At 67.9% G+C, this 14,887-nt stretch carries 12 protein-coding genes; 5 read left to right on the plus strand and 7 right to left on the minus strand.

All coding sequences use genetic code 11. The features are described from left to right. Window positions 1–3: 3 nt before the first annotated feature. The 3 genes from AC3A6R_RS12840 to AC3A6R_RS12850 form a co-directional block, all read right to left on the minus strand. Window positions 4–1,371, minus strand: a complete 1,368-nt coding sequence (locus AC3A6R_RS12840) for a M20/M25/M40 family metallo-hydrolase (protein WP_487860778.1) — start codon at window positions 1,369–1,371, stop codon at window positions 4–6. Between the two features lie 65 nt (window positions 1,372–1,436). After that, the gene (locus AC3A6R_RS12845) at window positions 1,437–2,171 is read right to left on the minus strand and encodes a 16S rRNA (uracil(1498)-N(3))-methyltransferase (protein ID WP_487864501.1); all 735 of its coding nucleotides are present in this window, start codon (window positions 2,169–2,171) and stop codon (window positions 1,437–1,439) included. Window positions 2,172–2,176: 5 nt separating this feature from the next. Next, the gene (locus AC3A6R_RS12850; protein ID WP_487864502.1) at window positions 2,177–3,355 is read right to left on the minus strand and encodes an aminoglycoside phosphotransferase family protein; all 1,179 of its coding nucleotides are present in this window, start codon (window positions 3,353–3,355) and stop codon (window positions 2,177–2,179) included. 233 nt (window positions 3,356–3,588) lie between these two features. On the opposite strand from AC3A6R_RS12850, the gene AC3A6R_RS12855 reads away from it, so the two are divergent. From AC3A6R_RS12855 to rsmA, 3 genes are read left to right on the plus strand one after another with little or no spacing between them, the layout of a single operon-like run. Further along, window positions 3,589–6,189 carry an LPS-assembly protein LptD gene (locus tag AC3A6R_RS12855; protein ID WP_487860781.1) on the plus strand — a complete coding sequence of 867 codons (2,601 nt, stop codon included), beginning with the start codon at window positions 3,589–3,591 and terminating at the stop codon, window positions 6,187–6,189. 19 nt (window positions 6,190–6,208) lie between these two features. After that, entirely contained in the window at window positions 6,209–7,621 is a 1,413-nt protein-coding gene (locus AC3A6R_RS12860; protein ID WP_487860782.1) for a peptidylprolyl isomerase, read from the plus strand. Beyond that, window positions 7,621–8,391, plus strand: a complete 771-nt coding sequence (gene rsmA / locus AC3A6R_RS12865; protein WP_487864503.1) for a 16S rRNA (adenine(1518)-N(6)/adenine(1519)-N(6))-dimethyltransferase RsmA — start codon at window positions 7,621–7,623, stop codon at window positions 8,389–8,391. Before AC3A6R_RS12860 ends, rsmA begins: the two co-directional genes overlap by 1 nt. Before the next feature lie 124 nt (window positions 8,392–8,515). Here the strand turns inward: rsmA and AC3A6R_RS12870 are convergent, their stop codons facing one another. The 4 genes from AC3A6R_RS12870 to AC3A6R_RS12885 all read right to left on the minus strand — a co-directional run bounded on the left by AC3A6R_RS12870 (window position 8,516) and on the right by AC3A6R_RS12885 (window position 12,147). After that, window positions 8,516–8,761, minus strand: a complete 246-nt coding sequence (locus AC3A6R_RS12870) for a hypothetical protein (protein ID WP_487864504.1) — start codon at window positions 8,759–8,761, stop codon at window positions 8,516–8,518. Further along, entirely contained in the window at window positions 8,740–9,165 is a 426-nt protein-coding gene (locus AC3A6R_RS12875) for a barstar family protein (RefSeq protein ID WP_487861090.1), read from the minus strand. Before AC3A6R_RS12875 ends, AC3A6R_RS12870 begins: the two co-directional genes overlap by 22 nt. Window positions 9,166–9,215: 50 nt before the next feature. Then, window positions 9,216–9,626 carry a guanyl-specific ribonuclease gene (locus AC3A6R_RS12880; protein ID WP_487860785.1) on the minus strand — a complete coding sequence of 137 codons (411 nt, stop codon included), beginning with the start codon at window positions 9,624–9,626 and terminating at the stop codon, window positions 9,216–9,218. Window positions 9,627–9,807: 181 nt separating this feature from the next. Further along, on the minus strand, window positions 9,808–12,147 hold the full coding sequence (locus tag AC3A6R_RS12885) for an NADP-dependent malic enzyme (protein WP_487864505.1): 2,340 nt from the start codon (window positions 12,145–12,147) through the stop codon (window positions 9,808–9,810). Window positions 12,148–12,296: 149 nt separating this feature from the next. Between AC3A6R_RS12885 and AC3A6R_RS12890 the strand changes: the two genes are divergently transcribed. After that, entirely contained in the window at window positions 12,297–13,349 is a 1,053-nt protein-coding gene (locus AC3A6R_RS12890) for an SPFH domain-containing protein (RefSeq protein ID WP_487860787.1), read from the plus strand. Between the two features lie 9 nt (window positions 13,350–13,358). Further along, window positions 13,359–14,852 (plus strand): DUF4178 domain-containing protein, encoded by a 1,494-nt coding sequence (locus AC3A6R_RS12895; protein WP_487864506.1) that lies wholly within the window; start codon window positions 13,359–13,361, stop codon window positions 14,850–14,852. Window positions 14,853–14,887 lie beyond the last annotated feature (35 nt).

Raw genomic sequence — 14,887 nt, forward strand, 5'->3', positions numbered from 1 at the left:
AGCTTACTTGGTGCGCGCCGGCCGCTTGGGCAGCAGCGCAGGGCTCACGTTCTGGACGCCGACCAGGCCGAGCACCGTCACGAGCGAATTTTGCGCGCCCTTCCATGCATCTGTCACGTCGATCGATTCGCTCAGCGCGTGGAAGCCCGCGGCCTTGCCGCCGCCGCCGATGATGATGGCCGGGATGCCGTACGACATCGGCACGTTGGCGTCGGTGCTGCCGCCGCGCAGCAGCGTCTTGTGGCCGAAGGCGCTGTTCGAGCGCGTGGCCGCCTCGACGATCACCGAGTCGGCCGGCGTGCGCCCGCCGGGCCGGTCGCCGATCAGCTTGTTGCTGGCGCTCAGCGTACCGACGCTCCAGCGCTTGTTCTCCTCGGCCACGGCTTCGTCGATGGCGGCGAGGATCTTCTTCTCGGTCTCGAGCAGCGAGGCCATGTCGTCCGAGCGGATGTCGATCGCCATGCGCGCGTCGGGCGCGATGGTGTTGACCGAAGTGCCGCCGCCCACCGTGCCGACGGTGAAGGTGGTCTTCGGGAAGCTCGGCGTGCGCACCTCGGCGATCTTGGCGATCGCGCGGCCCATGCCGTGGATCGCGCTCGGCACCTGGCCGAAGGCCGCGAAGCTGTGCCCGCCCGGCCCCTTGAACGTGACTTCGTAGCGGTGGCTCGCGGTGCCGAGGATCAGCACGTTGCCGTCGGGCGAGGGCTCGAGCCCGACCATGCCGTCGATGTCCAGGTGGTCGCGGAAGATCGCCTTCATGCCGCGCAGGTTGCCGAGCTCTTCCTCGCCGACGTTGCCGACGAACAGCAGGTCGCCTACGGTCTGGACCTTCTGCTCGTTGAGCACCTTGAGCCACGACAGCAGCACCGCGAGACCGCGCGTGTCGTCCGCGATGCCGGGCGCGTGGAGCTTGCCGTCGCGCTCCTTCACCTTCACGTCGGTGCCGGCGGGAAACACGGTGTCGAGGTGGGCCGACACCAGCAGCTTCGGGCCGTTACCCGTTCCCTTGCGCAAGCCCACCACGTTGCCTTCGGCGTCGATGCGCGCATCGGCGAGGCCGAGCGCCTTCATGCGCGCGAGAAAGGCCTCGGCACGCTTCTGCTCCTTGAACGGCGGCGCTTCGATCTCGGTCAGCATCTTCAGGTCGTCGACCGAGCGCTCGTGGTCGGCCTTGACCGCCTCGAGCAGCTTCTGCACCGTGGGCGCCGCCATCAGCTGGCTGAAGGCCTTCTCCACCTCGGGCGACACCTGGGCCGGCGTGGGCGCCACGGCATTGTTCTGGGCCTGCGCGCCCTGCACCGCGCAGAACATCGCGAGGACCAGCGGGGCGAGCGGAGCAAGGCGGCGAAGGGTGCGTGGCGAGCGAAGCATGGCGTGAAGGTCCTTGTCGTGTCGTGGTGAATATCGGTGAAGAGGCAAGGCGGCCCGCGGTGGCGCTACGGCCCGGCGAGCGAGACCAGCGCGGCGAGCGCCGCGGTTTCCGCGCGCAGGACGCGCGCGCCGAGCGTGACCGGCGTGAAGCCGCAGGCCAGCGCCTCCTGTTCCTCGGTGCTGCTCAAGCCGCCTTCGGGGCCGCTCAGGACCCGCACCGCGCGGTCGGCCGGCGAGGATGCGGCGGCCTCGCCGAGGCGCCGCGTGCCGTCGGCAAGGCTCAGCACCAGGCGCAGCGCGGCGTCGTCCGCGCCGGCCGCGGCCCAGTCGGCGACCTTCGAGAAGGCCCGCACCGGATGAATCAGCGGCACGCGGTTGCGCCCGCACTGCTCGCAAGCCGCGATCGCGATGGCTTCCCAGTGCGCCCGCTTCTTCTCGGCGCGCTCGCCCGAAAGGCGCAGCACGCCGTGCGCCGTGGCCAGTGGCTGGATGCTCGCCACGCCGAGCTCGGTGGCCTTCTCGACCAGCCAGTCCATGCGTTCGTTGGCCGGCATGCCGACCGCCAGGTGCACCGGGCGCGGGGCTTCGCGTTCGATCGGGGTGTGGCCGCCGACCACGACCGAGACCTCGCTGCGTCCCATGCGCTCGACCGTCGCCTGGTATTCGCCGCCCGCGCCGTCGAACAGCGTGATCGCGTCGCCCGGCTGCAGCCGCAGCACTTGCACATGGCGCGCCGCGCCCGGCGGCAGTGCGAGCGTGGTGCCGGCGGCCAGGGGGACGGCGCAGTGGAAACGGGGCATCCGTTCTAGACCCGGCCGTAGGCAAAGCCGACCAGCGGCGAGCTACCTTCGATCTCGTCGATCACGCGCAGCAGTGGCGTGAGCTCCATGTAGCGGCTGGCGGTGGAGCGGATGTAGCCGATGAAGCGCGGCGTGTCGGCCAGGTAGCGCGGCTTGCCGTCGCGCAGCGTGAGGCGCGCGAAGATGCCGGCCACCTTGAGGTGGCGCTGCAGCCCCATCCACTCGACCGCGCGGTAGAAGGCGCCGAAGTCCGCGTCGACCGGCAGCCCGGCCTTGCGCGCGGCCTCCCAGTAGCGCACGGTGACGTCGAGCACGAATTCCTCGTCCCAGCTCAGGAAGGCATCGCGCAGCAGGCTCGCGATGTCGTAGCTGATCGGGCCGTAGACCGCGTCCTGGAAGTCGAGCACGCCGAGGCCGGGGCCGGCCGAGCCGCCGCCGGGCCGCCCCAAGGCGGCGAGCGCCCCCTCGGGGGGCAGCGAGGACACGCCAGTGCCGAGCGTGGGGGCCACATCCATCATGAGGTTGCGCGGCATGAAGTCGCGGTGCACGTAGACGCTCGGCGACGCGAGATTGCTCTCGACGATCAGCCTGAAGCTGCGCTCCAGCCGTTCCTTGAGCTTGCCCTCGACGGCGATGCCGCGATGCCGCCCGATGTACCACTCGGGGAACAGCGCCAGCTCGCGCTCGAGCAGCGCCCGGTCGTAGGGGGGCAGCACGCCGGGCCTGGAGGCCAGCTGCCAGCGGATCAGCGCGTTGATGGCCTGGCCATAGAGCGGGCGGCTCGCCTCGGGGCGGGCCGGGTCGATCACGTCGAGCATGGTCTGGCGGCCGAGGTCGTCGAGCAGCAGGAAGCCGTTGGCCCGGTCCCATTCGAGCACCTGCGGCGCCTTCACGCCGGCCTCGGCCATCAGGCGCGCGACCTGCACGAAGGGCTCGCTGTTCTCCTTGTCGGGCGGGGCGTCCATGACGATGCGCGTGCCCGCGGCGCCGCTGGCATCGACGCGGAAATAGCGGCGGAAGCTCGCATCGGCCGAGGCGAGGCGCACGCTGCCGGGCAGCAGGCCGTGCGCGCCGGCGATGCCCGCCAGCCATGCGTCGAAGGCCGCGGCGCGTCCGGGATCGGCCCAGGTCACGGGAATGGCAGGGGCGGCGGGCTTGGCGGCCGGGAGCGAAGGTGCTGTCATGGATAATCGATTCTACAAATCCGCCTGGCGCGGCAACTCCGGCGGCCCTTGCAAGTCGAACGGGTTGCCGCCGGCTCCCGCAAACCGGCCGGCCTGCCGCGCCGTCCTCCCGACGATCCTTCGTTCTGACCGATGCCTACGATCCAAAGCTTCCCCGTTTGGCACCTTGTGCATTCGCAGCGCCGCCCTGCCAGCGTGCGGGCTGCCTGCGGAACGACGCGGCGGGAGGCCTGATGCGCCAGCGTGCAGTCTTCAGGCGCTCCGGTCCGCCCCTGCCGTTGGCGCTGCTGTCGCTGGCGCTGCTTCATGCGCACGGCGCCTGGGCGCAGCCGGCCGGCGGCCTCGACGGCCCGCTCACGCTCAAGCGCACGCCGCAGCTCACCGAGACCTTGCCCGAGGCCGTGCGCAGCCAGCTGCCGAGCCTGATCACCGGCGACCGCCTCTCGGGCCGCCAGGACCTCGAAACCGTCGTCGAAGGCAACGCCACGCTGCGGCGCGGCGATCTCGCCATCTCGGCCGACCGGCTCGAGTATTACCAGCCCGACGACCGCGCCAAGGCGCGCGGCAACGTGCGCGTCAACCAGGCCGGCAACGTGTACGAGGGCCCCGAGCTCGAGCTCAAGCTCGAGACCTTCGAGGGCTTCTTCAACAACGTGCGCTACAGCTTCCTCGCGACCGGCGGCCATGGCGACGCGCAGCGCATCGACTTCGTCGACAGCAACGTCTCGGTGGCCCGCACCGCCACCTACACCACCTGCCGCCGCGAGGACTTTCCCGGCTGGATGCCGGCCTGGCTATTGAGCGCGGCCACGCTGACCACCGACACCGAGGAGAACGTCGGCGTCGCGACCGACGCGCGGCTGAGCTTCATGGGCATCAGCACGCCGCCGCTGCCGAGCGTGAGCTTTCCGCTGTCCAACGAGCGCAAGAGCGGCCTGCTGCCGCCCACGATCGGGATCGACAACACCAACGGCATCGAAATCTCGCAGCCGTACTACTGGAACATCGCGCCGAACCGCGACGCCACGTTCACGCCCACGCTCATGAGCAAGCGCGGCCTCAACCTGGGTTCCGAGTTCCGCTACCTCGAGAAGGATTACAGCGGCAGCATCCGCCTCGACCTGATGGGCAGCGACCGCCTGGTGGGCCAGCGCTACAACGAGGCGAGTGCGCTGCAGCAGCAGCAACTCGCCAACGGCGAGATCTCGGCGTCGGACCTGTCGTTCGGCCGCAGGCCCGGCACCAAGCGCTGGGGCATCTGGGCCAACCACCACCAGGATTTCGATGCCCGGGCGCTGGGGCTCGATTCGCTGTCGGCCAACATCAACATCAACCGTGTCAGCGACGACGATTACTGGCGCGACTTCACGCGCACGCCGACGCTGGCGCAGCGCCAGCTGCCCAACGAAGCCTCGCTCAACTGGAGCAAGGGCGACTGGAACGGCGGCATCCGGGCGCTGCGCTACCAGACGCTGCAGTACAGCCTGGCGCCGATCGTGCCGTCGTACGACCGGATGCCGCAGATCACGGCCAACTACAACAAGTACGACTGGCACGGTTTCGACGTTGCGCTGAACCTCGACTACACGCGCTTCCGCGTCAACAGCATCCTGGCTGGCCAGCCGGGCTTCGACGTGGTCCAGCAGTCGCAGCCCGACGGCGACCGGGCGCTCGCGGTGGCCACGATCAGCCGGCCGTTCATCACGCCGAGTTCCTTCGTCATTCCGAAGCTGCAGCTGAACACGGCCTCGTACAACTACTACCGGCCGCAGGCCGACGTGCCTCGGCTCACGCTCAACGGGATCCAGTACGTCAACGGCGTCCCGTACAACCCGAACGCGCTGTATTTCTTTCCGACCTCGAGCAACCGCACGGTGCCGACCTTCAGCCTCGATAGCGGGCTGATCTTCGAGCGTGACGCGAGCTACTTCGGGCGTGCCTTCCGCCAGACGCTGGAGCCGCGCGCGTACTACGTCTACACGCCGTTCCGCAACCAGAACATGCTGCCGAACTACGATTCGGCAGAGAACGACTTCAGCTTCGCGACCATCTACACCGAGAACGCGTTCTCGGGCAACGACCGCATCTCCGACACCAACACGCTCACGCTCGGCGTGACCTCGCGCCTGATCGACCCCGACACCGGCGTCGAGGCCGCGCGTTTCGGCGTGGCGCAGCGGCTGCGCTTCAGCGACCAGCGCGTCATCCTGCCGGGCGGCGCACCGGTGACCGACCGTGCGAGCGACCTGCTCGTCGGCGCACAGATCAACTGGACGCCCAAGTGGAGCCTGGACACGGTCGTGCAGTACAACCCCGACACGCAGCGCTCCGAGCGCGCGGCCATCAGCGCGCGCTACAACCCCGGGCCGTACCGCAACCTCAGCGCCGCGTTCCGCTACCAGGCGCCGAACACGTCGAGCACCACGAGCATCCCGCTCTCCACCGACGGCAACAAGTCGATCGACGTCGGCTGGCAATGGCCGATCAACGACCTGTGGGGCGACAAGGGCAAGGACCTCGGCCCCGGCAAGGGCCAGGGCGGTGGCCGCTGGTACGCGGTGGGTCGGCTCAACTACAGCCTGCAGGACAGGAAACTCACCGACGGCGTGCTCGGCCTCGAGTACGACGGCTGCTGCTGGATCGGCCGCGTGGTGCTGCAGCGCATCACCACCGGCCAGGTGACGGCCAACACCCGCATCATGTTCCAGCTCGAATTCGTCGGCTTCTCGAGCATCGGGTCGAGCCCCATGCAGGCCTTGCGGACGAACATCCAGCGCTACCAACCCCTGCGCCAGCCGACCGAAGGGCCGAGCCGCTTCACCAATTACGACTGAGACGAGATTGAGCAACGCCATGAAACACACACGTTCCATCCTGACCCTGGGCTGCCTGCTGGCAATGGCCGCAAGCGCGGGCGCGCAGCAGGGGCTGCGTCCCGGCGGCGGCAGCGGCATCACGGACATCATGCGCGCAGGCCCTCGCCTCGCGCCGCCGGCGCCGCGCACCGCGCCGTCGAGTGCGCCACCGGTGCAGCGCGCGGCCGAATACATCGTCGCACTGGTCAACTCGGAGCCGATCACCAACACCGACGTGCAGTCGCGCGTGACGCGCCTGGTCCGCGAAAACCCCGAGGCCGAGCGCGTGCCCCGCGCCGAGCTCACGCGCCTCGTGCTGGAGCGCCTGATCTCCGAGCGCGCGCAGCTCCAGCTGGCGAAAGAAAGCGGCATCAAGGTGGACGACGTCGCCATCGACCAGGCCGAGCAGACCGTGGCGCGGCAGAACCAGCTCAGCGTCGAGGAGTTGCGCCGCCGTGTGATGGCCGAAGGCCTCTCGCCGCGCCAGTTCCGCGAAGACCTGCGCGACCAGCTGCTGCTCACGCGGCTGCGCGACCGCGAGGTCGAGTCGAAGGTCAAGGTCAGCGACGCCGAAGCCGACGAGTACCTGCGCGACCAGCGCAACGCGCCCAACAAGGACGCGTCGCTGCAGAACATCAACCTCGCCCACCTGCTCGTCGCCGTGCCCGAGAACGCCACCGAAGCCCAGCTGGCCACGCTGCAGCAGAAGGCGCAAGGCCTCGCGCAGCGCGCCCGTTCGGGCGAGGACTTCGCCAAGCTGGTGCAGGAGAACTCCGACTCGCCCGACCGTGCCAATGGCGGCGCCATCGGCATGCGCACCGCCGACCGCTACCCGCCGCTGTTCGTTGAAGCCGTCCAGTCGACGCAGGTCAACGGCATCGCCGGGCCCATCCGTTCGGGCGCGGGCTTCCATGTGCTCAAGGTGCTCGCCAAGGCGCAGATCGGCGCGGCCGATGCCACCGTCACGCAGACGCAGGTGCGTCACATCCTGCTGCTGAACGACCCCAAGCGCACCACAGCCCAGGCCGTGGCGCAGCTGGCCGAGTTCAAGCGCCGGCTGCAGGCCGGCACGGCGGATTTCGCCGGCCTCGCGCGCGACAACTCGCAGGATGCGAGCGCCAAGGAGGGCGGCGATCTCGGCTGGTCGCGACCCGGGCAGTTCGTGCCCGAGTTCGAGGAAGCCATGGACCGACTCGCGCCCGGCCAGATCAGCGACCCCGTGGTGTCGCGCTTCGGCGTGCACCTGATCCAGGTGGTCGGCCGGCGCGAAGCCAAGCTCACCCAGGAAGAGCAGCGCGAGGCCGCCCGCGCCGTGCTGCGCGAGCAGCGCGTGGAGGAAGCTTCCAACACCTGGATGCAGGAAGTGCGCGCGCGCGCCTACGTCGAGTACCGCGAACCGCCGCAGTCCTGATGGCACGTCACGTCGCCCGCAAGCGGTTCGGTCAGCACTTCCTGTCCGACGGCGGGATCATCGATGCGATCGTCGGCGAGATCGCGCCGCAGCCCGGCGATGCCATGGTCGAGATCGGCCCGGGGCTCGCGGCGCTCACGCAGCCGCTGGTCGAGCGGCTCGGCCGCCTCACGGTCATCGAGCTCGACCGCGACCTCGCGAAGCGCCTGCGCGAGCATCCGCAGCTCGACGTCATCGAGTCGGACGTCCTCAAGGTCGACTTCGTCGAGGTGGCGGGCCGGTTCGCCACGCCGCTGCGCGTGGTGGGCAACCTGCCCTACAACATCTCGACGCCGATCCTGTTCCACCTGCTGGGCGTCGCCCACCTCGTGGCCGACCAGCACTTCATGCTGCAGAAGGAAGTGATCGATCGCATGGTGGCCAGGCCCGCCACGGCCGACTACAGCCGCCTGAGCGTGATGCTGCAATGGCGCTACGACATGGCGAACGTGCTGTTCGTGCCGCCCGAGAGCTTCGATCCGCCGCCCCGTGTCGACAGCGCCGTGGTGCGCATGGTGCCGCTCGCGCAGCCGCCGGCCGTCGACGCCGCCCGCCTCGGCGAGATCGTCCAGGTGGCGTTCAGCCAGCGCCGCAAGATCATGCGCCACACGCTCGGCAAATGGCTCGAGCAGCACGGCTTCAACGGCGAGTTCGACCTCCAGCGCCGCGCCGAGGAAGTCCCGGTGCCCGAATACGTCGCCCTCGCCCAAGCCGTCCCCCCACCCCAATAGGAAAAGCCCGCCGGAGAGGCGGGCTTTCGTTCGGGAAACACCGCGGAACTGGCTTCGCCAGGCCGCAGGTGTTGCCCCCTCGAGGGGGAGGCGGCTACACGAAGTGAGCCGCTTCGGGGGTGGGTCAGGCTGCAGCGAGCCAGTAGCCCGCGTTGAAGGGGCTGCTCATGCGCAACGCCAGCGGCGAGACGTCGACCAGTTTGTCGGTCGGCATTTTTTCGCCTTCGGGTTCTGCAGCGGCCGCATTCGCGGTGTTGCCGTTGTTGATGTCGATGCCATCGAGTGCTGCGCCGTTGGTCGGCTGAGCCTCGTTCGCCCGTTCTGCTTGGCTGGTGGATGCAGAACGGGCTACAGAAAAGAATAGAAGCACCGGAATGGGACTTTCCGGTCTCCCCAGTAGTCGGCGGCATCCCGGAAGATGTCGAGCAGTTGCTCGCGCGCTTCCTTGTCGAACTTGGCGTTGGCCGGGATCTGCTCGAGCACGATCACGAAACCGGGCTGCGGGCCCGATTTATGCAACGGATCGGTCATGCAGTCGTACAGCGCGTCGAAGTTCTTGCCGAAGTGCGCCGGAAAGGTGAATTGCTGGGCGATCAGGTCCAGCACGTCCTGCTTGGTCTGGGCATTGCCCAGGTTCGCATACAGGAAATGCTGGCCCGCCGCGTTGGCGGCGTCCTGCAGTTCGTTCACGCGGAAGGCGCGAATCGACTGCACGATGTTCGGTCTCACGGAACGAAGGGGTTGAGTCATCTCCGCTGTTTTTTCCATAGTCATCATCATTTCTTCGCAGCGCCTCGGGGCGCCGCTCATGTCTTTGTCATCGCTCATGGCGCGATTCGCCTGAAACTCGCATAGTGGTCCGCCGTGTACCAGCAGGCCTCGGGGGCTGTTTTCTGCGCGCCGCCGCAGACGATGCGCCGCGCACCGCGGTCGCGCGAGCCCGGCGTTGCCACCGTGTACTCGCGGTAATGACCGCGCCGCGCCGGCGGCAAGAGTCGCTCGCGGTTGCCGAATACCGTGCCGTCCTTGTCGTATCGGAAGGGGCCGCCGTTCAGAATGGCCTCATAGGTTCGCCGGCCCTGTGCCGGCAATTCGGACAAGGCGATGGTTTCCTGGGCAGACTTTCCGGTGCTGAACCATTCGCGGGCCCCCGCCCCCGTCGCCAACGCCGCCAGCATCAAGCCGGTGAGCGCAAACTTAGTGACTGAGGACGTGATCGAGGCGTAAGCCGCCATGGGGCACCACAAGAAAAGAGCGGGGATTCCGAACCGCGGTCAACCTTGGGGTTAACCCGCAAATTCAAGCCCGCGAGTGTGCACCACGCTGGCGAAAATAGCAAGCGACTGCTCAAAGTTTGAGCAGTGCAACGGGATGGTGCGTGGCGCCTCAAGTGGGCGGCCACTTCCCTCTATTCGCCTATCGTTCCGCGTTGGCGTCGGCCACTGTCAAGGCCGTCATGTTCACGATGCGCCGAACAGTCGCGCTGGCCGTGAGAATGTGCACAGGTTTGGCCGCGCCGAGCAGCACCGGCCCGATCGCGATGTTGCCGCCGGCCGCTGTCTTGAGCAGGTTGTAAGAAATATTGGCTGCGTCGATGTTCGGGAAAACCAGCAGGTTGGCATCGCCCGCGAGCGCGCTGTGCGGCATGACGACCGCGCGCTGCTTGCTGTCGAGCGCCACGTCGCCGTGCATCTCGCCGTCCACCTCGAGCCAGGGCGCCTGCACGCGCAGCAGGTCGAGCGTGCGGCGCATCTTCACCGCGCTGGGCTCGTTGCTGGTGCCGAAGTTCGAATGCGACAGCAGCGCCGCCTTGGGCTTGAGGCCGAAACGCATCATCTCCTCGGCCGCCATCGTGGTGATCTCGGCCAGTTCCTCGGGCGAGGGGTCGTAGTTGACGTGGGTGTCGACCAGGAACACCTGGCGGTCGGGCAGCAGCAGGCCGTTCATGCAGGCGTAGACCGGCACGTCCTGGGGCGTGCTGGCGCAGCCGCCGGGGCGCTTGCCGATCACCTGGTCGATGTAGTGCAGGTGGATCAGCGTGGTGCCCCAGGTGCCGCAGATCATGCCGTCGACCTCGTCCTTGTGCAGCAGCATCGCGCCGATCAGCGTGAGGCGGCGGCGCATCTCGATCTTGGCGGTCTGCACCGTCTGGCCCTTGCGCTCGGTCATGCGGTGGTAGGTCTGCCAGAAGTCGCGGTAGCGGTGGTCCTGCTCGACGTTGACGATGTCGTAGTCGAGCTCTTCCTTCAGGCGCAGGCCGAACTTCTCGATGCGCTGCGCGATGATGGCCGGGCGGCCGATCAGCGTGGGCCGCGCAATGCCTTCGTCGACCACGATCTGCGCGGCGCGCAGCACGCGCTCTTCCTCGCCCTCACAGTAGGCGACGCGCTTCTTGGCCGCGCGCTTGGCGGCGTCGAAGATCGGCTTCATCGTGGTGCCCGAGGCATAGACGAAGCTCTGCAGCCGGTCGCGGTACGCGTCCATGTCCTTGATCGGACGCGAGGCCACGCCGCTCTCCTCGGCGGCCTTGGCCACCGCCGGCGCGATCTTCATCATCAGGCGCGGATCGAAGGGCTTCGGGATCAGGTACTCGGGGCCGAAGGTCAGCTTTTCGCCGACGTAGGCGGCCGCCACGCGCTCGCTCTGCTCGGCCTGGGCAAGTTCGGCGATCGCATGCACCGCAGCGATCTCCATCTCGTCGGTGATCGTGGTCGCGCCCGAGTCGAGCGCGCCGCGGAAGATGTACGGGAAGCACAGGACGTTGTTGACCTGATTCGGGTAGTCGGTGCGGCCGGTAGCCATGATCACGTCGGGACGCACAGCATGGGCCTCTTCGGGCGAGATCTCCGGGTTCGGGTTGGCGAGCGCGAAGATCACCGGACGCGGCGCCATGCGCGCCACCATTGCGGGCTTGAGCACGCCGCCGGCCGACAGGCCCAGGAACACGTCGGCGCCCTCGATCACCTCGGCCAGCGTGCGCGCCGAAGTCTTCTGCATGTACACGCGCTTGTCGTCGTCCATGAGCTCGGTGCGGCCTTCGTAGACCACGCCGGCCAGGTCGGTCACGAAGATGTTCTCGCGCTTCAAGCCCACCTTGAGCAGCAGGTTCAGGCAGGCCAGCGCCGCGGCGCCTGCGCCCGAGGTCACGAGCTTGACGTCGCTGATGTCCTTGCCCGCGACCTTGAGGCCGTTGAGCATGGCCGCGGCCACCGTGATCGCGGTGCCGTGCTGGTCGTCGTGGAACACCGGGATCTTCATGCGCTTGCGCAGCTCGCGCTCGATGTAGAAGCAGTCGGGTGCCTTGATGTCCTCGAGGTTGATGGCGCCGAAGGTCGGCTCCAGTGCCGCGATGACCTCGACGAGCTTCACCGGGTCCTTCTCGTCGATCTCGATGTCGAACACGTCCACGCCGGCGAACTTCTTGAACAGCACGCCCTTGCCTTCCATCACCGGCTTGGAGGCCAGCGGGCCGATGTCGCCGAGACCGAGCACCGCGGTGCCATTGGTGATCACCGCCACCAGGTTGCCCCGCGCCGTGTACTTGAAGGCATTGGCCGGGTCCTTGACGATCTCCTCGCAGGGTGCGGCCACGCCGGGCGAATAGGCCAGCGACAGGTCGCGCTGGTTGACCATCTGCTTGGTGGCGGCGATGGCAATCTTGCCCGGCACCGGAAACTCGTGGTACTCGAGGGCAGCGCGCCGCAACTGCGCGCGCTTGTCTTCGGGCGTGGGGGTCGAGGGGGTCGAATCGGACATGGGCCGTTGCTCCTAGCAGCGCTTCTTCTGGGGGCGCCGATTGTAGACCTGGGCCTGTGGCGGCAGGCCGCGAGGCCGCGGGTGACGCCATTCTGTTAACACGCTGTGGCAATATGCGCGGTCTGGGGAAAAACACACGAGGAGCGACCATGGCCCTGATGGATTTCATCAAGAAGCAGTTCATCGACATCATCCAGTGGACCGAGTCGGGCGACGGCACGCTCTCCTGGCGCTTCCCGATGGCGGAGATGGAAATTCAGCATGGCGCCTCGCTCACCGTGCGCGAGTCGCAGGTCGCGGTGTTCGTCAACGAAGGCCAGGTGGCCGACGTGTTCGGCCCCGGCATGTACAAGCTCACGACACAGACGCTGCCGGTGCTCACGTACCTGAAGAACTGGGACAAGCTGTTCGAGTCCCCGTTCAAGAGCGACGTCTACTTCTTCAGCACGCGCCAGCAGGTCGACCAGAAATGGGGCACGCCCCAGCCGATCACGATCCGCGACAAGGATTTCGGCGCCGTGCGCCTGCGCGCCTTCGGCAACTACAGCTTCCGCATCGGCGATGCCAAGCGTTTCCACACCGAGATCTCCGGCACGCGCGAGATCTACAGCGTCTCGGACCTGGACGGCCAATTGCGCGGGCTGGTGCTGCAGAACATCAGCAATGCCATTGCCGCGAGCGGCGTTCCCTTTCTCGACCTGGCGGCCAACCAGATCCAGTTTGCGCAGGCGCTCGCCGCGCAGCTCGTGCCCGAGTTCGAGAAGATCGGCATCAAGCTCGAGAACATCACGGTGCAGAACGTCTCGCTGCCCGAAGAGCTGCAGAAGGTGCTCGACCAGAAGATCGGCATGGGCATGGTCGGCAACGACATGGGCAAGTTCATGCAGTACCAGACGGCGCAGGCCATCCCGAAGTTCGCCGAGGGTTCGGGCAACGGCGGCGGCGGCATCGCGGGCGACGCCATGGGGCTCGGCGCCGGCGTGGCGCTCGGCCAGGTGCTGGCGCAGAACCTCGCGCAGGGCCTGAGCCCGAATGCGGCGGCGCAGGCGGCCGCCACGCAGCAGCAGCCGGCCGTGGCGGTGGTGAGCCCGAACGACGTCATGACCACGCTCGAGAAGCTCGGCGAGCTCAAGACCAAGGGCATCCTGACGCAGGAAGAGTTCGACGCCAAGAAGGCCGAACTGCTGAAAAAGCTGGTTTAAACACCGGCGATGGCTGAGCAACCAGGCGCCCAGCGCGCCTACCGTGCGCCCTGCCCCGGCTGCGGCGCGCCGGTCGAATTCAGGTCCGCGCAATCGACGCATGCGGTGTGCCCGTATTGCCAGAGCACCGTCGTGCGCCAGGGCGAGACGCTCGCGCGCATCGGCAAGATGGCGGAGCTGTTCGACGACTTCAGCCCGCTGCAGTTGTTGGCCGCCGGACGCATCAACGATCAGCCGTTCACCCTTGTCGGGCGGCTGCAGTACGGCCATGCCGGCGCACGCTGGACCGAATGGATCGCGGCGCTGGAGGACGGCCGCAGCGGCATCCTCAGCGAAGACAACGGTGCCTACGTCTTCTCGCTGCCCTACGACTTGCAGCGCAGCGCGCCGCCCCCCGTCGACCTGCGCGTGGGCGCGACCAGCGCCTTCAATGGCCAGAGCTTCACCGTGTCGTCGAACGAGCAGGTCGCGCTGCTGTCGGCCCAGGGCGAACTGTCGCACTTGCCCGAACTCGGTCGCGCGTTCCCGATGGTCGAGCTGCGCAGCGAGAACGGGCTGGTGCTCGGCATCGACTACGGCACGCATCCGCCCACGGCCCATCTCGGGCGTTCGGTGCAGCTCGAAGACCTGCAGCTCACGGGCCTGCGCGACGAATCCGCCAAGGACGAGAAGGGCCGCGCGTTCAACTGCCCGAACTGCGGGGCGCCGATCACCGTCAACCTGGCTGACAGCAAGAGCATCACCTGCCGCTCGTGCAACAGCATCGTCGACCTCACGCACGGCATTGGCGGCGAACTGCGGCATGCGGCGCAGGACGAGCCGGTCCGTCCGCTGATTCCGCTCGGCAGCATTGGCCAGCTGCAGGGCGTGCAATGGCAGGTGGTGGGTTTTCAGCATCGCATGGGCGTGGAGCCCGGCGACGACGAGCACTTCGGCTGGAACGAATACCTGCTCTACAACCAGAAGCGCGGCTTCAGCTTCCTGGTCGACGCCGAGGACGGCTGGAGCATGGTCAAGCCGACCACCGGCGCGCCGCGGATGGCCGAGAACGGCAGCAGCGCCACCTACCTCGGCAAGCGCTACCCGCAGCAGTACGCCTACAACGCCGAGACCACCTACGTGGCGGGCGAGTTCTATTGGCAGGTCGAGCGCGGGCAGAAGACGTTCAACCGCGACTTCGCCGACGGCCGCTCGCTGCTGTCGATGGAGCGCTCGGCCAACGAACTCACATGGTCGTCGGGCAACAGGCTCGACAGCGGCGCGGTCTCGGCCGCCTTCAAGCTCGACGACAAGAAGGACATGTTCACGCGCAGCGACGCGCTGCCGGTCAGCGCTGCGTCGGGCATGGGCTGCGGCACCATCATCCTGATCATCGTCGTGCTCTTCATCGTGCTGATCGTGCTGAGCACCTGCAGCGGCCGCAGCAGCGGTTCGTCGACCGGCGGCTACCGCGGATCGGGCGGCTCTTACGGCGGCTACTCGAGCGGCGGCGGCCACAAATGAGCAACAACCCCACACCAACTACGACTGGAGGTCCC

The sequence above is a fragment of the Variovorax sp. Soil_C_19 genome, from assembly GCF_057657255.1.

Bases quoted from the DNA above. Each gene is read 5' to 3' on its own strand.
- AC3A6R_RS12845 (WP_487864501.1), bottom strand. From the start codon at position 2,171: ATGCCCCGTTTCCACTGCGCCGTCCCCCTGGCCGCCGGCACCACGCTC.
- AC3A6R_RS12860 (WP_487860782.1), top strand. From the start codon at position 6,209: ATGAAACACACACGTTCCATCCTGACCCTGGGCTGCCTGCTGGCAATG.
- AC3A6R_RS12895 (WP_487864506.1), top strand. From the start codon at position 13,359: ATGGCTGAGCAACCAGGCGCCCAGCGCGCCTACCGTGCGCCCTGCCCC.
- AC3A6R_RS12880 (WP_487860785.1), bottom strand. From the start codon at position 9,626: ATGGCGGCTTACGCCTCGATCACGTCCTCAGTCACTAAGTTTGCGCTC.
- rsmA (WP_487864503.1), top strand. From the start codon at position 7,621: ATGGCACGTCACGTCGCCCGCAAGCGGTTCGGTCAGCACTTCCTGTCC.
- AC3A6R_RS12855 (WP_487860781.1), top strand. From the start codon at position 3,589: ATGCGCCAGCGTGCAGTCTTCAGGCGCTCCGGTCCGCCCCTGCCGTTG.
- AC3A6R_RS12875 (WP_487861090.1), bottom strand. From the start codon at position 9,165: ATGACTATGGAAAAAACAGCGGAGATGACTCAACCCCTTCGTTCCGTG.
- AC3A6R_RS12885 (WP_487864505.1), bottom strand. From the start codon at position 12,147: ATGTCCGATTCGACCCCCTCGACCCCCACGCCCGAAGACAAGCGCGCG.
- AC3A6R_RS12840 (WP_487860778.1), bottom strand. From the start codon at position 1,371: ATGCTTCGCTCGCCACGCACCCTTCGCCGCCTTGCTCCGCTCGCCCCG.
- AC3A6R_RS12850 (WP_487864502.1), bottom strand. From the start codon at position 3,355: ATGACAGCACCTTCGCTCCCGGCCGCCAAGCCCGCCGCCCCTGCCATT.
- AC3A6R_RS12890 (WP_487860787.1), top strand. From the start codon at position 12,297: ATGGCCCTGATGGATTTCATCAAGAAGCAGTTCATCGACATCATCCAG.